Raw genomic sequence first — 19527 nt, 5'->3', positions numbered from 1 at the left:
CTTATTATGAAAAGGAGGAATTCTCATGAGCGTCTCCATAAGACTACAAATCAAAACAATGTACAACGACTTCAGCCCAAAAGAACAGGCTATCGCCGATTATATTTTAGAAAATCCAAGCAAAGTAAGTCATAGTCCGATTAGCAATTTAGCAAGTGAACTAGGTATTGCTGACTCTACTTTTTTTCAATTTACAAAAAAACTTGGTTATAATGGATTTAAAGATTTTAAAATGGCCATGTTGATCCAAGAAAATGATCTATCTGCTATTTCTATCCACGAAAATATTCAGAAAACAGATACTGAGCTCACTATGGCGCAAAAGGTGTTCGAGTCTAGTATTTCAACTTTAAATGACACAAAAAAGTTGTTACAACAAAAGGATCTAAAAAAAGCGGCTACTATTATCAATGAATCTAAACGTGTCTATTTTTTCGGTGTTGGCGGTTCAGAGATTGTAGCAACTGACGCTTATCATAAATTTTTGCGTTCCCCTATTGCAACTTCTCACAGCACGGATTACCATATTCAATTGATGGAAGCTTCTTTATTGACGGAAAAAAACTGTGCTGTTTTGATTTCTCACACAGGGCAATCAAAAGAAACAATCCATATTGCTGAAACCGTAAGAAAAACTGGAGCAAAAACAATCGTTATTACTAGCCAAGCTAATTCTTCCCTTGCTAAACTTGGCGATGTCGTTTTTATTTCTATTTCTGAAGAAACAGAATTCCGATCTGAAGCTTTAGCTTCCCGTATTTCTCAACTAAGCATTTTGGACTCTCTATATGTGATTTTGATGTTTTACAACGAAAAAGAATCACGTCGTTCTATCGCTAAAGTTCGACATACGATTTCTGAAATCAAAGAATAGCACCATAACATAAAAAGCGAAAAATCCATAAAACAAAAAAAGCCACTACCAAATATTTGGTAGTGGCTTTTTTGGTTCTGCAAGGGTGGTACAGAACATCAATAGTCGGTGGGTTAGAACGTATGTCATCGCATCTTTGGAGAAGGTTGTATTGGTATTATTCGAGTTACTTGTTAGATGCGATAACAAAGTTAGTACACAGTAGTAAAAAATTTATCTTTTCTTTTTTTATTATTTTTGTTTCTTATTTTCTAAAAAATTAAAAAAAATTTTGGTAAATTAAGTATTTCCTTGATAACACTGGCTTTTGGCCTCATTTTAGGTTATCATTTGTAATTTTATTTCACAGTTGATATGATTGTTATGTAAAATAAAAAAGTTTAGGATACATCGAATTTTTGGGGAAATTCTTTTGGGGGTATCCTAAATCTTTTCTATTATATTCCCATATTTTCTATTATTGGTCTATACGTATGATGGTAAACTTTGTAACTATCTGATTGCTGAATCATTAATTGCTTATCATTAGCCATCTTTGTTTCAAGTTCGCTGGATGATCATTTTATTCACATCCTAACAAACTTGTCACATTTATAGATTCTTAATCTATTTATCATACAATTATAAAAAAGGAGGTGCTGCTTATGAAAGCTATCCATATTTCTTTGCTTTTTTTCGCTAGTGCATTGATTTTATTTGCTATTCATCTTTGTTCCCAGCCTTATATCAATAACAACGGAATATTAGTGGAAACAGCATTCTTTTGCTTACCACTCGGCTTTTTGTCCCTTCTTGCCTCCGCAGGCTTCGGATTTGTTGCTTTTTTTAAACGATCAAAACAAAAAATCTGACTTATAAAATTTACGTAAAAGAGATCGTGACAATAACCGTGTGATATTCCCAAATTTCGAATAAAAGGTGCCCCTTGCCATCTCTAACTCCTCAGTCACAAGTTACAATATTCATAAACCATGAAAAGCTTGTTTATTGAAATTGCTCCTTGTGACTTGGAGCTAAGTGACAGATTACAACCTCTTTTGCATCATAAGACTTTACTCCTTGAAAAACATTACTAACTTTTTATATGTTTCTTGCGCTTGTTTATTGCTGAAATCAAACTGATATTCATGGTTCAAAACAGCATTTTTCTCCGCATAATCTACTTTTGTGACTTTCACCCCCGCTTTCTCAAATACAGAAGTTACTTCTTCCATTTGTTTCGTAAACGTATTTGTATTTCCATCCGTTAAGAATGTGTTTTGCGTCCAACGATCCGCATGTCTGACCAAGGCTAAACTTTTGACCTTCTCTGATTGTTCAAAGTCCTTATTATCAAAGTAAGCCCATCCACATTTTTCATAAAGAAAGCTAGAGATTTTATCACTTACTTGAGTAAATGCAGAAGGATCCAACAGACCAGACAAAGAAATAAACTTCGTAATCTGCTTGTTCTCCAAAGTCGGATCAAGATGATCAGCTTTTTTAATTTCTTCATTTTGAAGTGCTAACAAATATTCTCCACTAATTTGTGCACCTGCCGAATCTCCACCAATCGAAATATTCGACCAATCTGCTTGATCTTTTATCTCTTTTTTAGCTGCTTGAATGGCTTCGTTCAATTGGATAACTGGTGTAGGATGTTTTGCTTCCGGTGATCGTTCATAATCTATATTTACGATGATTTGCTGCGTGTCTGAACATAGATATTCCAAATAATCACGACAATCATTTTTATCCCCTCCTACATATGCGCCTCCATGCATCCAGAAAAGAATCGGTGACTTTTTCTTTTCCACTTTCGGTGTGTAGATATCCATATTATTATTTTTGTATTTTGAAGGATAGGATATTTCTTTTTTTATATCGATTTGTTCAATTTTTTGCTGGAAATCATCTGGTCGGGCATATACTTGTTCTTTTTCACTTGTGTCAAATTGTTTTCTAACAAGCAAGCTAATCGGCTTTGGTGTGATTTGATTAATCAAAAATACAGTGACTAAAATAACTACGATGATAACTGGTACTGCAATCACTATTCGCTTGAACCATTTCATTCATTTACCCTCTCTTTCTTCGCCAAATCCATGTGATAATCGTGCTAACAGATAAAAATCCACCTGAATAAATGAGAAGCGAATGTTTCTTTTCTCCAGTTTTCGGCAACATTCTTTTTTTGCATCTGTCTTTTTTTGTACTTTCACTGTCATCTGAATCGGTTGCGTATCATCACTTGATTGATCTGGATTTGAGTCAATATCTTGGACACATTTTAGTAGAGACGGTTAAGCCATTTTTTCTTTTGCTAATTCTTCAAATTCCTGTGGGGTTAGATAGTGAATCGAGCTATGGATTCGATTTCGGTTATAAAATCCTTCAATGTAGCTAAATAGCGCTCGATTTGCTTCTTCAAAATCTGAGTAGCTAGTCGTGTAGACTTCTTCTTTTTTCAATGAGGCATGGAAAGATTCGATTCCAGCATTATCATAAGGTGTTCCTTTTCTACTATAAGAATGCCTTATTTTGTTGGTTTTAAGCCATTGTTCCACTTCTCTTGCTGTGTATTGGCTGCCCAAGTCAGTGTGTAGAATCATTCCTTCTGGAATGTGATAATGTATTTTTGCTTTATTCAATGTTTGAATGACACAATCCACAGTCATTCGTTTTGAAAATGTATAACTAATAATTTTTTTCGTGTGTAAATCCATGATTGAAGATAAGTAACACCAACCATTTTTCTTAGTAGGAATGTACGTAATGTCAGCTGCCCATTTCTCACAGATCGTTTCAGTAGAAAAGTCCTGATTTAAGAGATTCTCTTTTGAAATGATCGGTTTATTAGACCTTTGAGGTCTATATTTTTTAACTACAATCGACCTTAAATTTAATTGTTTCATTAGCTTTTGGACATGTTTAAGAGATACTGAAATCCCTTCTTTTAATAAAACTTGATGGATCTTTGTGGCACCATAGCGTTGTTTATTCGTAAAAAAATTGTTGAAATCTTCTTTTTCAACTTATTATTTCTGATTTCTGTAGCTGTCAACGGTTTATTCTTATAAAAATAATAGACACTTCTAGGGATTTCTAATAACCGACACAACAAAGAAACAGTGTAATCCTTACACCATTTTTCAATAAATTGAACAAGCGAATTTAGGTTTTCCGAGAGAATATGGCTGCGGCTTTTTTTAAGATTTCAAGTTCCTCATTTAAACGAGCATTTTCTTTTCTCAGTTCAGCTACTTCTTTTCCAGTCAGTCCTGTGGACTGATCAGGTAAATATAAATTCTTCCATTTGTAAATCGTTGCTTCAGATAAGCCATATTCTTTCGCTAACCCTCGAACAGAACGTCCAGTTTGATTCAGTTCAACAATCATTTGTTTAAAATTTTCTTCATATCGGGTCATAAAAATTCATCCTCTCGTAGATAAGTTTAATTTATTCTTGTCTCTACGAAAAGCTGTCTAAGATTTGATACTAACACCACAATCCGTAAAGTGATGAAAAAAGACAATGTAACTATTAAAGATCCTTATGTAAAAAATATATTCAAATAAACAAATTTGACCCAATTGGGGATGAAATTTGAGAAGTGATTTTTGGAAATTCCTTCTTATTTTTGAGGCAAACCACTTTTGCCACAACTTCATTGGGGTCTTTTTTTATTTGTTACAATCATGAGGATATAAATTTAAAAAAGTTTTTTATTTCTATTACATGAATCAATGCGCCATTAAGTAGATTCTTTCATGCTCCCCTATTTTTTCACTTGCCGTATCGCTTCAAAAACAACTATCATAAACTCAAACTCGACTGAAAAGTTATTTAAAAAAAGACTGAAAATATCCCTTCTGGACTTGTTCTTCTTATTCTGTTATACTAGAGAAACACGAAAGATATTTTTATGCGACACTTTTCATTTGTTTTTATGAAATTTATTCAAAACTGGCGTAACTTCAGAGTTACAAGGATGTATTAGAGGTTAGGGAATACATCGTTTAAATGAGAAATAAGTAATAGTTAGTAATAGTCACCCAAACTTTAAATTAATGAATATTGAATCGTCAGATAGCCTTCTCGAGTTTTCGAGAAGGCTATCGTTTATTTTATGGAGAAATTGATTCAGAAGTAATCAGCGACCTTTTTTAGTTCACCAATCGTTTCTGCTTGGAAAGTTTGCACCCAATCTTCTTGGAAGCCCCTCACTGCTTTATCAATCGAGGGCATCTCTAATACTTGATCTAGTAGCTCTTTACTTAACGTTATCGCATGAGCTCCAGATCGAATGGCTGTAGTGACTTGTTCACAATTTTTGAAACTAGCTGCTAATATTTTTGTTGGACTTTGCGTACGTTCGATCTCAGTCCGCAACGAATCAATCACTTTCATAGCATCAATGCCTTGATTTTGCATCCTGTTATAATAAGGTGCAATATAATCTGCTCCATTATTAATAGCTAAATACCCTTGTAATTCTGTGTAAATAGCTGTACCGGTAATCAAATAACCTTCTTTTTTCAACTTTTTGCTCGCTTGAAGGCCTGCTTGATTCACCGGCACCTTGATAAACGTATCTTTTCCCAGTTCTTCTATGATAACTCGAGCATCCTCTATCATTTCTTCTTCCGTTCTTCCTATTGTCTGAATATGGATAGGAATCTGTCCGATTATTTTTTTGATTTCTTTCATATGCGAGAAGAAGTTTGACGCTCCTTCTTTTTTCAGAATAGTAGGATTTGTTGTTACGCCTGTTAAATTCAAAAACTGTTGACAAGAATAAATACTTTTTGTATTTGCTGTATCAAGCATGATTTCCATATAGCTTTCCCCCATTCTGATCCTCTTGTACGGCATTTCCTTATCTTCTACATACATTGTTCCTGGAAGTTCCGGCTCATGAGATCCATCAAATTTTATCGTGATATGTCCTAATTCATTCAAATTAGTTTGGACAACATCTCCTACTGCTGTGATTACATACATTTGTTTATCAAAGCAGAGCTTCATATCACAAGTTATTTCTTTTCTTACCTGATTCAATTCAATCTTATAACAATAATCTGTTAATGTTTCCGGTGCTTCATCTCCAAATAAAATCATTATTTTTTTTCCTGAATACTTCTGCTTCTATACCAACATCTGTTACAACCGTTTCAAAGATCGTCATCTCTGTTCCTCCTAAACTCAGCTATATAATCCAAAACTTGCTACCCAAGCAATGATAACTCGTGGGATGCCGTTAAGAAATCTTGAATAAAGAACTGATGGTACACCTACTTCTACTGTCTCAGCTTTTGCTTCTTCCAAACCTAGACCGACTGGAATAAAATCACATGCATTTTGAGTATTGATAGCAAATAGTGCCGGTAATGCTAATTGGGGAGGAATATTTCCTTTTCCAATCTCTACACCGACCAATGTTCCAATCACTTGGCTAATAACTGCCCCTGGACCAAGCAAAGGAGATAAAAATGGCAGTGAACAAATAAAGCCAATGATTGTTAATCCAACTGCATTTCCTGCTAAAGGTGCCATAATGTTAGCAAATACATTACCGATCCCAGAACCTTGTATCACACCAATCAAAAGGGAAACGAAAGCCATAAAAGGGATCACTGTCCGGATCATCGTATCTACTGCTTCTCTTGCTGATTGATTGAATGTAGCAACTACTTTTCCCGCGCCCATTCCAATTTTTGCTATCCAGTTTTGCTGCTCTGCTTTTTGCTCGGTTATCTTTTTAGAAGTATCATATTTGTACTTTTTATCTGGAGATGTAGTATTTACTGTTTCTTTGTTATCACTAGTTTCCATTAGTGGCTGTATTTGTTCTAATCCTACTGCTGAAACATAAATATCTTCAGTGATATATTGTGCTAATGGGCCACTTTTTCCTGTGGGAACGATATTGATGGTTGGTATCCCTTTTTTAGGATAAATTCCACATCTAAGAGTCCCTCCACAGTCAACGATTGCAAGCGCGATTTCACTATCAGGTATCGATGTTTTGAATCCATTGATAGACTCCATACCTGTCAGTTCTTCTATTTTATCTACGATCATTGGCCTCTCACCTCCACCTGTGACATAGATGAACTTGTGTTTAACTTTTGTCGGCCTAATAATCAAAGGACCTCCATACCCGCCGTTTCCTTTTACGATCTTGATATCACTATACATTTAAAACACTCCTTTCTCTAATCAACTGAAAGCTCTACTTTTTTGCTAAGAACGATTCCTTGCTGTCTGCATACAAATCCAGTAGTAAAATCAGTTATCCAACCACCAATAAAGTTCATCAGCAGTCCCACAAGCAAGTATCGGATAGCCAGCTCCATCGAATTTAGCCCTAAGGTTTCGATCCCTTGAGCAATCCCAATCCATACAAACAATTCTCCAGGATTAATATGGGGGAATACACCATTGCTCGTATGACAAAATTGAGCTTGAGCAGCATAATAGCTTGGTTTGTAGTATTCTGGAAGGAAACGAGCCATTGTAAATGACATAGGATTTCCCAACATAAAAGCAGATAAGAACGGTAACACAAGGTAACGAGTAAGCGGATTTTTCGCTGATAATTTGGCTACTTTCGTTACTCGGTCTTCACCTAAAAAAGCAATCAGCGTATTCATTGCAACCATCAGCATCAAGACAACTGGTACGATTCCTGTCATCCAGCTTATGAATGTTTCTGCACCTGTTTGGAACAGCCTCATAAATCTCTCAGCAAATTTTGTTATGATATCCATCGTTTGTCACTCCTTTTTTCTTTGATCGTACTTTTCCATATCCGAAAATTATTGAGCATAGCAATAAAAGGCAATGTAGGTTGTTCACTTTTTTCATTTCCTGCCTCTATTCGTAAGTATACTTCTCTGGCATTTTCTAAAGCTGCTTGTGTCAAACGATCTTCCGCTCGAACTGAGGGATGGTAACGATCGATGTAATGGATATCTTCACCCGCATAGACAGGTAATGAATGAAATTTTGCCAAAGATGTAACCCCTTGCATTTTTCTGACTTCTAAAACTTGATCATGATCGTCTATAGCTAGCATAACAATCGTGCCTGAACGGATTTTCCCAGGTCGTTTACCAATCGCTACTTTTCCTTTTCTTCGCAGTTCGCTATATGTTTGATTGAAATGCTTTAGTTGCTTCCAACTGATAACTGCTTGCAGCACATAAGCTGAAGCTGCGAAAACTATGAATAGATACATATCATTCATGAAGTCTCTCTCCTTTACTTTTGATTAGTTTTAAAAATGATTCCTGTGTCGGTGCTAATTCAATAAACTCATCTATTCCCATTTTTATGAGTTCAAATAGGATATCGTATAGCTCAAATAATTCATTTTCAACTTCAGCCGTCATTTCTTCAGGTATGGCAAATAAAAAAATAACTCCATTTCCTCCTGTTTCTGCTAAACCTTGATCAGTTATTAGCCCTACTGATAAAACAATGTGTTGAGATAGCTGGTTGGTTGTGTGAGGAAAAGCAAATTCTTTGTTAACAAATGTGCTTTGCTGAGATTCTCTTTTCAAGATCCTTTTTTCAAATTCTTCATCCACATAATAGCCTCTGATCAAAGGAGCGACTAATTTGTTTAAATATTCTTGATACGTCTTTTTTTCTTTCCATATTTGATAGAAAAAAACAGTAGAATGAAACCCGACTAATCGCTTTTTTTTGCTTTTTGCCATTGTGCCCTTAACCAAGAGTCATCGAAAAGATTAGTCAAATGGATCACCGGTGTCTCTTCATTTACATTTTTTAACGGAATCGTTGTAAAAACAGCGAAATATTTGTTTAGATCTACTTTTTCATATTGTTCTTCTGAAACATGTGTTATTTGTATATCCGTCCCCAATATCCTTTTGATTTGTCTTTGGATCATTAATGCTGTTCCTTTTCCTGTCGTATGAACAATGGCTACTTTTTTAGAGGAAAAATGCTCTTTTGATATCGAAATGCTAACTCCAAATACAACGTTAGGTAGCTGATCTCTACTTTAGAGATCTTATGTTGCAAGATAGCTTCTAATGCTTGTATGCATTCGCTAGCGATTTGGTAAGAAAAAGGATACTTTTTTTCTATCTCACCATAAAATAAATCAGTCAATCGATAACGAAAAATTACCCGATTTATCAATAAAGAGAGGTGCTGTTTCATCTCTTGATATAAGAAGGACTCATCCAGATCAATGAGATCTAATCGTCGAATACGCATCATCATGGGGTCGAAATATAAGCGCAAATCAGAGTTAGCTTTTCTTATCATCGTTATACTTGTGTTGATGATGTTCAAAGGAAAACTGATAAAATCTTTTTCATATTGGCTCAAAGTTAGTTCATAGATTTCTTCCAACCGATTGATCAGTTCATTGAATTCTTGGATATATTCAAAACACCCACTGTAACGATTGATGGGCTTCTTCAACAGATAGTTACTAGAGATTCTATTCAAAGAAATACCGATAACTTTCGTCAAAAGGGTGATTTCTTGTTTACTAGCATTCGTCTTCTTCTGAAAATGTTTGATTGCTTGTTTTTCTTCTAGAACCTATTCTGTTTTCGTCTCTGAAAAGTAGTGGTGTTAGTATCAAATCTTAGACAGCTTTTCGTAGAGACAAGAATAAATTAAACTTATCTACGAGAGGATGAATTTTTATGACCCGATATGAAGAAAATTTTAAACAAATGATTGTTGAACTGAATCAAACTGGACGTTCTGTTCGAGGGTTAGCGAAAGAATATGGCTTATCTGAAGCAACGATTTACAAATGGAAGAATTTATATTTACCTGATCAGTCCACAGGACTGACTGGAAAAGAAGTAGCTGAACTGAGAAAAGAAAATGCTCGTTTAAATGAGGAACTTGAAATCTTAAAAAAAGCCGCAGCCATATTCTCTCGGAAAACCTAAATTCGCTTGTTCAATTTATTGAAAAATGGTGTAAGGATTACACTGTTTCTTTGTTGTGTCGGTTATTAGAAATCCCTAGAAGTGTCTATTATTTTTATAAGAATAAACCGTTGACAGCTACAGAAATCAGAAATAATAAGTTGAAAAAGAAGATTTCAACAATTTTTTTACGAATAAACAACGCTATGGTGCCACAAAGATCCATCAAGTTTTATTAAAAGAAGGGATTTCAGTATCTCTTAAACATGTCCAAAAGCTAATGAAACAATTAAATTTAAGGTCGATTGTAGTTAAAAAATATAGACCTCAAAGGTCTAATAAACCGATCATTTCAAAAGAGAATCTCTTAAATCAGGACTTTTCTACTGAAACGATCTGTGAGAAATGGGCAGCTGACATTACGTACATTCCTACTAAGAAAAATGGTTGGTGTTACTTATCTTCAATCATGGATTTACACACGAAAAAAATTATTAGTTATACATTTTCAAAACGAATGACTGTGGATTGTGTCATTCAAACATTGAATAAAGCAAAAATACATTATCACATTCCAGAAGGAATGATTCTACACACTGACTTGGGCAGCCAATACACAGCAAGAGAAGTGGAACAATGGCTTAAAACCAACAAAATAAGGCATTCTTATAGTAGAAAAGGAACACCTTATGATAATGCTGGAATCGAATCTTTCCATGCCTCATTGAAAAAAGAAGAAGTCTACACGACTAGCTACTCAGATTTTGAAGAAGCAAATCGAGCGCTATTTAGCTACATTGAAGGATTTTATAACCGAAATCGAATCCATAGCTCGATTCACTATCTAACCCCACAGGAATTTGAAGAATTAGCAAAAGAAAAAATGGCTTAACCGTCTCTACTAAAATGTGTCCAAGATATTGACTCAAATCCAATTCTTCCAACTGCTTGGCTCATCAAATATACACTTTTTTGATTGACAGCGATCATCTTATCAAAAACTTGTTCTGATAATTCATACTTGCTTTTTGGATGATTTCTATCTATTAGAAGAGAAGGAATATTTATTCCTGCATTATTGACTAGACCATCGATCGTCTTGAAATGTTTCATTACTTTATATATCCCTTCTTCTATGTCCGTTTTAGAAGACACATCGACTTTTAAAGATAGTAGGTTTTCATGCTGTATACGGCATTCAGTTACATCAAAATTCGCTACTTGTGCATTCTGCTTCAACAAATTTTCGACGATACTTCTTCCAATTCCTGAGGAACCTCCAGTTACAATTACTACTTTTCCTGCAATATCCAACCAATCCGGCATATGTGATCCTCTCCTTCTTTTTTCTTACAAATCCAGTATAAAAGCTCACTAAAAAAAATTAAGACATGAAATTTACAGCTTCAGCTAAAAATGTGTACTAATGGAAGAGCAAAAAAAATTTTCATCTTTTTGCATAGATTGCTAAAATTCCTGAGCGTTATATAAGCAATGTTTCTCTTTTTGATATATAATTGTTTTATCATTTAAGGAAGGATAATTCTAATGAAAACTTTAGATGCTATTGCATTAACTTTATTGATTGTGGGAGGGTTGAACTGGCTGTTGGTAGGCTTGTTCGAACTTGATTTAGTAGCTATGATTGCTGGTGGTTCAACAACTATTTTTGCGAAGATCATTTATATCGTCGTAGGTATTTGTGCGATCTACTGCTTGAAATTTTTCCCAATGATTACTAGAAAAGTTGATGAAAGATATTAGAAAGCTATAATTATTAAAAAAGTTATTATCTTCATGAACCTTCTCTTTATTGGGAAGGTTTTTTCATTTTAAACCATCTGCTTTTCTTTGTTTAAGTGATATACTGAATAAAGATAATCTATTTTAGGAGGAGCTATCATGCATAAAGGGATTTACGCAGGCTTGTTGGGAACTGTAATACTTTTTTCTGCCTGTGGATATAAAAAAAGAATTCTGTTAAAGAATATTCGATAGCGTAAAATATTTTGTGTAAATAGATATTTAGGGTAGAAAAAAAGAAAGTCCATTCTGTAAAATTAAAGTTACCACAACCGAAATTTTATAGGAGGACTTTCTCATGCCCAATTTTACTACAGAAATTATGGAAACACTAATCAATAAAGGTGATTTAGATGAATTATTTCGATGTCATTTAGAATTAGCTGTTAATTCATTATTGCAGGCTGAATTAACAGCTTTTCTTGATTATGAAAAATATGATCGTGCTGGGTTCAATTCAGGTAATTCCCGTAATGGGAATTATTCACGTTCATTCAGAACAGAGTATGGAGAATTAAATTTGGTGATTCCTAGAGATAGAAATGGTAAGTTTTCTCAACAAACTTTGCCTGCTTATAAAAGAACCAATGACTCTTTAGAAACCACTATTATTCAGCTATTTCAAAAAGGAATTACTATGTCTGAAATCTCTGAATTGATTGAAAAAATGTACGGGCATCACTATACGCCACAAACCATTTCAAATATGACTAAAATAGTTTCTGAAGATATTATTGCCTTTAAAGAAAGGTCCTTAGAATCCAGATACTCTGTCATTTTTATGGATGCTACTCACATTCCTTTAAAAAGACAAACTGTTTCAAAAGAAGCAGTTTATATTGTAATTGGCATTCGATTAGATGGAACCAAAGAGGTTCTTGGGTTTAGTCTTGCTCCAACTGAATCTGCTTATGTTTGGAAAGAGATTCTTCAAGACCTAAAAGACCGTGGTTTAAAAGAGGTTTTATTAGTCGTAACTGATGGTTTAAGTGGCATTAACGATAGTATTCATAGTGTTTATCCAAATGCTCAATTTCAACAATGTTGTGTCCATATATCTAGAAATATCGCTCATAAGGTTCGTGTTAGTGATCGACAAGAAATCTGTAGCGATTTCAAATTAGTTTATCAAGCAAGTTCAAAAGAAGAAGCAAATAATCAAATAAGGTTTATGATAGATAAATGGAAAAAGCAGTATCCACGAGTGGTTAAATTGCTCATGAATCCTGCTATATTAACCTTTTATAATTTCCCTCCGTCAATCAGAAGAACTATTTATTCAACTAATTTGATTGAAGGTTTTAACAAACAATTAAAGAAATATACCAAAAGAAAAGAGCAATTTCCTAATGAAGAATCTCTGGAGAGATTTCTAGTATCTCAATTCAACAACTATAATCAAAAGTTTCTATGCCGAGTTCATAAAGGTTTTAAAGAAATACATGATACATTAGAATCAATGTTTTAACTTGATCAACAGAATGGGCTTTTCCATTTACACATAATTCTTGACGCAACCGAATATTCAGCAGCCATTTCAACAACTGAGGTTGGTTCAACTAAAAGTACTTCTACTACTTCCATTACTAATACTTCTACTGGTAATGTAGATTCGCAACATAGCCAATCAAGTATTCAGTCGTCTAGCATTTCTTCAACATCTGAAATGCAAGAAAGCACTGTACCTTCTCTTCCATTAGAAAACTCTGACAAAGCACTTCTATTTCTTATTGCCCACCGTTCCGAATTACAAAGTGACGATATTGTTATTAGCTTTTATCAAAAAATTGATCGAGATTATTTGTTCACAGCTTCCAGCAAACAAATCCGTTCCCAAGGGGGATCTGGAAGCGTTGGTTTTTATCGAGTGTCACCCGAAGGATCGATTACGATGACAGATGCAAATGGAACACCATTTTGATTAGATGATATTATACGGATTTACAGTACTAGCAAGTCATTATCGGTATCATTTTTTCTGAGAAAGTTATACGGAGTATAAATAAGCATTTGCATTAACCTAATAATTCGTTACAGCTATTTCTCTTATGAATATACTCACTTCTCTACTTGCTCTCTTGATAAATTTTTGGTATGTACTTCATTTTCGGTCAACTGAGTTAATGAAATTTATTGTCGGACGGTTTTCTAGATTCAATTTTTCTATATTTGGATAGAAGAATTTACTTTTTTTACCTTTTGACATATTTTCTTCTTATTATTTTAATGATCCCTTTTTCAAATTAGAAAGATAGCCTTTGTATCGTATTAGATGAAATATTCACAAAGCTAACCATTATACTTGCATTTTTTTCAAAATAGAGTTATTACGTAAATAGGGATAAATAAAAAATACTTATTGAAAGGATGATCAAAAATGGCAAATGTACCTAGCATTCGCGACATGTTCCCTGATTTCAATGACGTGTTTAGTCCAGCATTCAATGATTTTTTAGGTGTTTCAAGTTATCCAAAAGTGGATTTAGTCGAAAATGAAAAAGAATACAAACTAACTGCTGATATGCCTGGCTGTGACAAAGAAGACACGACAGTTGAATATTCAGATAATACTTTGACGATCTCCGCCAATCATGAGTCCCATACAGAAGATAAAGAAGATGGCAACTATGTACGGAAAGAAAGACATTCGGTCTCTTACAAACGTTCATTCTATCTTCCTAATGTTGATGAAGAAAAAATCACTGGAACCTTTAAAAACGGTGTGCTGAAATTAGTATTACCTAAAACAGCTCATCAGCCAAAAGAAACAAAAAAAATTGAGTTAAATTAGAACTTATCGCCTCTCGATGGATGAGGGGCGATTTTTATATATTTGGATAAGAACGAGTATGTTTAAATTTTCAAAATGAGCAAAAAAATATTTTGTTTTTACGATAAAGATGTTATGATCTCTCTTGGTAAAAAATATGGGAGTTGATCATTTGATTGTCTTAAGTAAACTTTTGTTTTGGATACCATTTATCATAATGACCAGTGCTTTCTTTTACTTATTCAAAAGGCCTAATAAATACTTACTCTTATCTGCTTGTCCGATGATCTATTTTATCCATAAGATTAGAGGATTTTATTATTACGACTCTGGTATCTCATTGTTTTGCTACGAAATCGGCTTATTAGCTTCGGCCATCTTTTTCATATTTGTGTTAGAATATTTCAGAAAAAAATAAACTTCCAGTCAGTTTTGGCTGGAAGTTTTTTATTTGGTGCAGATCTTTTCAGCTGATATTCATACAAGTTGATCCATTTTTCTATTATTAAGTACATACCATTGTTACTCTTTGAATGTGGGGGAGAAAAAAATAAAAGGAGCTGGTATTTTGTTAGTTATGAGTAAAGCTTTGTTTTTACTTCCCTGCACGTTCATGTTTATTGTTTTATGTTATTTCAAAAGAAGAAAAAAATGGTGCTGGATCGATGTTCTACTATTCCTTCCCTTTTTCCCGCTTATTTATTTAGGTATTCTGACTTACTCCTCCGCCAATCAATATTACCTCAGGATCAATGACGTATTGCAAGGTTATAAGTGATGAAGCTAGATACTTTAATTCATCAATTATCAGCTTTTCTAATTTTCTATCAGTTTGAGATTTTAAAAATAAGTCTTTTCCATTTTCAAATTTATATCCTTGTTGATTGATTTTTTTCAATAATGCATTAAATCCAATCTTTCCTCCCAACGAACTATACTTATCTGTTGTAGGCAGATTATCTACCAAACTATAACCTAGTTCGCCAGCATTATTATTCGCACCACGAAGAATCTCACCACTAATTTGAATACTCCCTCCAACTGCAGAACCAATCACATAGATTGCAGATGAACGTGAATATTGACAATTCCCTTGCCAATACTCCCCTAGCAGAGCGCAGTTTCCATCATTTTCGATAGCAACTGTAGTATTTAATGCCCAAGATATGTCCGCTTTTAGTGGTCTCCCGATTAAATATTTCAAAGCTGAAGATCCAGTAATTCTATTGCTTTTCATATCATATATACCAGGTGAACTTATCCCTACCCCAAGGATATTCTCAGAGGAAAGATATATTGCTGTTATCTTCTGAAGCAAATCATTATAATTCGTTGGTACAGGGATAGTCCAATGTTGTAACAGATGGCCATCTTGAGATACGTACCCGTACTTCAAATTGGTACCACCTATATCAATTGCTAAGTATTTCATTGTGTTGTCTCCTTAAAATCAAAATAACCATAGGGAAGCTAGCAATGCAGACAAATAAAAATACCCAAATTATCCCTTGAGTACCAATATATGGCAACATAATTGAATATAGCTGTGCTAAAATGATTCCCATGATATTTGCAAAAAAAGAAAATCTCATTGATAACTCCCCCATTTCAATAGTATCTGATACACTAGCAATAAAATGTATGCTACCTATAAAAATGAAAGCAAAACTGATTCCATGGAGGAGATATGTCGAAATAAACATTTCTTCAGAAGTACTTACAAGCGCAAAGAACCACCTAAGACCCGAAAAAATAAAGCCTATAAAAACCACCTTTAACGGTGAAAATCTTCGAATCACAGAATCGACAGCAAAAAATCCAAACATTTCTGATATACAGGAACCGATGAATACTGCAATACTTGCGTAAAAAGTAGCTTTATTCAGATCAAGATCATATTCATTTCTCAAGTGACTATTTAGTATATAGCCAAATGAATTTGGTAGTGTAATTATTAAGGTACAAAATGCAAAAAATAAATAATAGATTCTCGGTACCTTTTTGCCTTGGATTTTTTCAGTTGTAATTTTCTCGATTGTATTTGGAATTGGTTTAGTTATATTCGAAAACAATAAGACGAGATTTATTGCACAAGCTAACAGGAGCATATAAGATACGTTTCGTAGTAACACTAAAAATAGGGAAATCCAAAATCCACTAGTTGCATACCCCAGTGAACCAAACATCCTGTATTTTCCGAAATCTTTTTTCTCAGCCGTTATCCAACTCATTATCGAACTCTCAAAATATATATCTAAACCTGTAGATACATTTTGTAGAAGAACGAACATTACTACAAACAAACCACTTGATTGCGTAGCATACATAAACAAAGATACCACTATTCTGAGTATTAATGATAAACGAATAATAGTATTTTTTTGAATATTTTTTGAATAAGAAGCGATATAAATATACTGAAACAACAATCAATATCTGTACGGCTGTCAGAGTCTTTATACTTATATCTCTAGAAACTCCTTTACTAAACATTAGTGGTTCGTATTGAAATATGAGCATAGCTGAGACAATTGAAAATAAAAACAATTGTGCTCGTTGCATTCTTTATCTCCACACTTTAATCGTCACCATATCATACGGTGGTATTTCAGTAACTGGTTCAGTTAGTTGTTCCTGACAATTTACAAATTCGTATTTTGAGAACTGCTTTAAATCGATTCTTTCTAATGGCATAGAGACTTTTGTTGGATTGCAAAAACGTAATAGATAGGCATTTTTATGGTACATAGAGAACCCAAAAGAACTGTCAAAGGCTTTTGTGTCTACCCCAAGAAGTGAACACTCGCGTAAATTGACATTCTCCATATCAATCTTTTGAATTTTGTTGTCCAGCCTATGAATAAACTTATTTAATGACTGGTTCTGATAACAAATTGATTGATCAGAAAATTGCTTCCAAGATTTGGAAACCTCATACTCATCAAAAGTTCCATCTGAAATTTGTAAAGCAAATTCAAAAGTTAACTCTCCTATCAACTCAGCCATAGGCGTCGGCATCATAACATGCCCCTTTTTGATTGGATCCCCAGAGGCTCTACCTGGTCGATACGCTAAATTAGGTTTCCCTAACTGACTAGTAGATGCAAATAATGTTAAATAAAGCGTATTATTACGCAATTGATATTCTTTGATTCCCTTACCGAATGCAGTAAGGTAGCTCTGTTTACCAATCATTGAGACGCTTTTATCAAATGGTTCCAAATCAATTGGGTATTCAACATATTGTTTATGCCAATTGGGGATATCCTCAACCAACTCTTCGCGCTCAATAAACCCAAAAGGTACGGAAGCAATTGTTTTGGTTGTTTCTATATCAGGATTCAATTTTACTCGGAGACGATGGCTTAGTACTTGATTGTCAACTTTCACTTTACAATCGATCAGAGGAGATTTTTTTGCTAAAGTGATGGTTAACGCAATATTCAAGCTTCCATTTTCATTAGATTGCCCCACTCTTGCTTCAAGATTTTTTGGTAATTGGAAATTTCCTGATAAAATCATTTCTTCAATCAACGTGGATTTCTTAACCTGAACCAAGTCAGGATGTAGAAGGATCGGATCGTCTCCTTCAACTGGAGAAAAGTCATACGTATCACCCGCATTCCCCATATCTTCAAACTCGATAAAGTAATTAAGCTTTTTACCATCTTTTGTTTCTATAGAAAGATTGCCATTCTCAGATCTAATGGTATAAAACTCATTTTGAATACTTGTAGCTTCACTATTTGCCAAGGATTCGATCTCTTGTTCTGATTTTTCAATGTTAAAAATTTTGAAACCCATACTTGGAATTTCTACATTTGTTAATACATACAACCGATAGTATGGGTCCTCATTAATATACTTGGGACCTTCTGGTGTTTCTAACAACAGATTATCTTTCCCTTCAAAATAATCTGCTCTAACTAAAACAGCATCATCAATTCCAGCGATTCTTAAATTTTTATCAGCGGCAAGAAAATCGATTATCTTATATCCTTTGTAATCCTTTGATGTAGTATTGAATACAATTACTTGATTACTTGTCAGCTGCAATTTCTCAGTAAAACGTTTGACAATATAATTCTCGACTCCATCCGCAATTTCATTTGCTTCTTTCATTCGATGCAGAATATCGATTGCTACATCATCACTTACGCACCCTCCCATACTATCATGTGCATGGCCTTCCATGAGCTTTTTCCAAGCATCAATAATTAGTTCATGACTGACTGTGATCTGAAAAGCCTCGGCAATTGCGAGCAACGGTTCAATCCTTCTTAATAATTTTTGTTCAACTATAAAGTTTGATCTCTTTATATCATAGCGGACTGAACCAATCGACTTATGCGTACGTGTTGTACATGGCTCACGAAACTCACCACGATATTCTGGCAAATCGTTTTTTTTACGAAGCAGCTCTCGAAAATCTTCATATGAACTTTCTACAAATTCATACTTACTCTCTTTACTGATTTCTTCAAGAACTTCTGGTAAATCATGGATTATCTCCAGTTGGTCTCCCCCCGCAGGAATCAATAGATTATTATCGTCTGTTAATGATTCAACTTTTTCAACCGCTGGATATAATCGCTCATTTAAATACTCTGGGGTATTTTTTAAAAACGCAGCTGTTCCATATCCATCGACAAGATTCATTGCGGTAATTTCTTTATCTCCTAACCCCTTCCAGGTAAAGTATGGACCAGAGACATGTTTCTTAAAGTTAATTCCTCTCCAGAAAATAATATTATCTAGTCCACAATTAGCTAAGATGGTGGGCATTTGTGCGTTAAAACCAAATGTATCAGGCAAATATCCAATCTTCATTTCATCTCCGTATTTTCTTGAATCTCTGATCCCAATAATTAAATTGCGTATAAAAGATTCTTCATCAACAAAAAATGCATCTGTTTGGGTATACCACGGACCAATAGATAGTTGTTTATTCTCGACAAGCTTTTTAACATTATCTAACTGGTCTGGTCGTCGAGCGATAAAATCATCTAAAATAGAAGACTGACCGTCTAAACAAAATTTCGCTTTTTTATTGTTTAGTAATTCATCGATAACAGAGCTGAAGGTATTATCACTTAATAAAATTGCATCCATTGTGGTAAAGTACCATTCTCTATCCCAATGAGTGTGATTAACTACATGTACTTTTTTCATT

The 19527-nt window shown here is 34.1% G+C and carries 17 protein-coding genes and 6 pseudogenes; 8 read left to right on the top strand and 15 right to left on the bottom strand.

All coding sequences use genetic code 11. The features are described from left to right. The first annotated feature begins 25 nt into the window (after nt 1-25). Together RBL01_RS06055 and RBL01_RS06050 are read left to right on the top strand one after the other, a co-directional pair. Nucleotides 26-874: a MurR/RpiR family transcriptional regulator gene (locus RBL01_RS06055; RefSeq protein WP_002298689.1), complete on the top strand. Its 849-nt coding sequence runs from the start codon at nt 26-28 to the stop codon at nt 872-874. A gap of 644 nt (nt 875-1518) precedes the next feature. After that, nucleotides 1519-1725, top strand: coding sequence for a DUF3955 domain-containing protein (locus RBL01_RS06050; RefSeq protein ID WP_058128731.1), 207 nt, complete (start codon nt 1519-1521; stop codon nt 1723-1725). Between the two features lie 201 nt (nt 1726-1926). On the opposite strand, the gene RBL01_RS06045 is transcribed toward RBL01_RS06050, so the two are convergent. The 11 genes and pseudogenes from RBL01_RS06045 to RBL01_RS05995 all read right to left on the bottom strand — a co-directional run bounded on the left by RBL01_RS06045 (nt 1927) and on the right by RBL01_RS05995 (nt 9368). Beyond that, the gene (locus RBL01_RS06045) at nt 1927-2928 is read right to left on the bottom strand and encodes an alpha/beta hydrolase (RefSeq protein WP_002376576.1); all 1002 of its coding nucleotides are present in this window, start codon (nt 2926-2928) and stop codon (nt 1927-1929) included. Between the two features lie 4 nt (nt 2929-2932). Then, nucleotides 2933-3114: pseudogene (locus RBL01_RS06040) on the bottom strand (LPXTG cell wall anchor domain-containing protein); the annotation flags it as partial. Nucleotides 3115-3156: 42 nt separating this feature from the next. Then, nucleotides 3157-4282: pseudogene (locus RBL01_RS06035) on the bottom strand (IS3 family transposase). A 715-nt stretch (nt 4283-4997) separates the two neighbouring features. Beyond that, nucleotides 4998-5693, bottom strand: a complete 696-nt coding sequence (locus tag RBL01_RS06030) for a fructose-6-phosphate aldolase (RefSeq protein ID WP_002299263.1) — start codon at nt 5691-5693, stop codon at nt 4998-5000. Next, nucleotides 5677-6042 (bottom strand): annotated as a pseudogene (locus RBL01_RS06025) (PTS glucitol/sorbitol transporter subunit IIA). Before RBL01_RS06025 ends, RBL01_RS06030 begins: the two are co-directional and overlap by 17 nt. A 17-nt stretch (nt 6043-6059) precedes the next feature. Further along, nucleotides 6060-7055, bottom strand: a complete 996-nt coding sequence (locus tag RBL01_RS06020; RefSeq protein ID WP_058128848.1) for a PTS glucitol/sorbitol transporter subunit IIB — start codon at nt 7053-7055, stop codon at nt 6060-6062. A gap of 17 nt (nt 7056-7072) precedes the next feature. After that, nucleotides 7073-7627, bottom strand: a complete 555-nt coding sequence (locus RBL01_RS06015) for a PTS glucitol/sorbitol transporter subunit IIC (RefSeq protein ID WP_002319296.1) — start codon at nt 7625-7627, stop codon at nt 7073-7075. Beyond that, on the bottom strand, nt 7615-8106 hold the full coding sequence (locus RBL01_RS06010; RefSeq protein WP_002299268.1) for a transcriptional regulator GutM: 492 nt from the start codon (nt 8104-8106) through the stop codon (nt 7615-7617). Before RBL01_RS06010 ends, RBL01_RS06015 begins: the two co-directional genes overlap by 13 nt. After that, nucleotides 8099-8449, bottom strand: coding sequence for a PTS sugar transporter subunit IIA (locus RBL01_RS06005; protein WP_229205521.1), 351 nt, complete (start codon nt 8447-8449; stop codon nt 8099-8101). Before RBL01_RS06005 ends, RBL01_RS06010 begins: the two co-directional genes overlap by 8 nt. 104 nt (nt 8450-8553) lie before the next feature. Beyond that, nucleotides 8554-8775 carry a hypothetical protein gene (locus RBL01_RS06000; RefSeq protein ID WP_002319294.1) on the bottom strand — a complete coding sequence of 74 codons (222 nt, stop codon included), beginning with the start codon at nt 8773-8775 and terminating at the stop codon, nt 8554-8556. 35 nt (nt 8776-8810) lie between these two features. Further along, nucleotides 8811-9368 (bottom strand): PRD domain-containing protein, encoded by a 558-nt coding sequence (locus RBL01_RS05995; protein WP_410779647.1) that lies wholly within the window; start codon nt 9366-9368, stop codon nt 8811-8813. A gap of 179 nt (nt 9369-9547) precedes the next feature. Between RBL01_RS05995 and RBL01_RS05990 the strand changes: the two are divergent. Further along, a pseudogene (locus tag RBL01_RS05990) lies at nt 9548-10673 on the top strand (IS3 family transposase). A 41-nt stretch (nt 10674-10714) separates the two neighbouring features. On the opposite strand, the pseudogene RBL01_RS05985 reads toward RBL01_RS05990, so the two are convergent. Continuing rightward, a pseudogene (locus RBL01_RS05985) lies at nt 10715-11107 on the bottom strand (SDR family NAD(P)-dependent oxidoreductase); the annotation flags it as partial. Between the two features lie 222 nt (nt 11108-11329). Between RBL01_RS05985 and RBL01_RS05980 the strand changes: the two are divergent. The 5 genes and pseudogenes from RBL01_RS05980 (at nt 11330) to RBL01_RS05960 (ending at nt 14772) form a co-directional block, all read left to right on the top strand. Then, nucleotides 11330-11545 carry a DUF378 domain-containing protein gene (locus RBL01_RS05980; protein WP_002289418.1) on the top strand — a complete coding sequence of 72 codons (216 nt, stop codon included), beginning with the start codon at nt 11330-11332 and terminating at the stop codon, nt 11543-11545. Nucleotides 11546-11882: 337 nt separating this feature from the next. After that, entirely contained in the window at nt 11883-13052 is a 1170-nt protein-coding gene (locus RBL01_RS05975) for an IS256 family transposase (RefSeq protein ID WP_002300314.1), read from the top strand. 51 nt (nt 13053-13103) lie between these two features. Continuing rightward, a pseudogene (locus RBL01_RS05970) lies at nt 13104-13505 on the top strand (hypothetical protein); the annotation flags it as partial. Between the two features lie 456 nt (nt 13506-13961). Then, nucleotides 13962-14375 (top strand): Hsp20/alpha crystallin family protein, encoded by a 414-nt coding sequence (locus RBL01_RS05965; protein WP_002299276.1) that lies wholly within the window; start codon nt 13962-13964, stop codon nt 14373-14375. 136 nt (nt 14376-14511) lie between these two features. Continuing rightward, entirely contained in the window at nt 14512-14772 is a 261-nt protein-coding gene (locus tag RBL01_RS05960; RefSeq protein WP_002322258.1) for a hypothetical protein, read from the top strand. A gap of 285 nt (nt 14773-15057) precedes the next feature. On the opposite strand, the gene RBL01_RS05955 is transcribed toward RBL01_RS05960, so the two are convergent. From RBL01_RS05955 to RBL01_RS05945, 3 genes are all read right to left on the bottom strand, one after another. Further along, on the bottom strand, nt 15058-15786 hold the full coding sequence (locus RBL01_RS05955) for an ROK family protein (protein WP_002327871.1): 729 nt from the start codon (nt 15784-15786) through the stop codon (nt 15058-15060). Then, nucleotides 15767-16780, bottom strand: coding sequence for an MFS transporter (locus RBL01_RS05950; RefSeq protein ID WP_374047759.1), 1014 nt, complete (start codon nt 16778-16780; stop codon nt 15767-15769). Before RBL01_RS05950 ends, RBL01_RS05955 begins: the two co-directional genes overlap by 20 nt. A gap of 139 nt (nt 16781-16919) precedes the next feature. Further along, complete coding sequence (locus tag RBL01_RS05945) at nt 16920-19526, bottom strand: glycoside hydrolase family 38 C-terminal domain-containing protein (RefSeq protein WP_058128822.1); 2607 nt, start codon at nt 19524-19526, stop codon at nt 16920-16922. Between the last annotated feature and the right edge of the window lies 1 nt (nt 19527).

The organism is Enterococcus sp. SB12 (genome assembly GCF_030910025.2).
Classification (GTDB): domain Bacteria; phylum Bacillota; class Bacilli; order Lactobacillales; family Enterococcaceae; genus Enterococcus_B; species Enterococcus_B faecium.
This window is presented reverse-complemented; position numbering and strand designations above follow the sequence as displayed.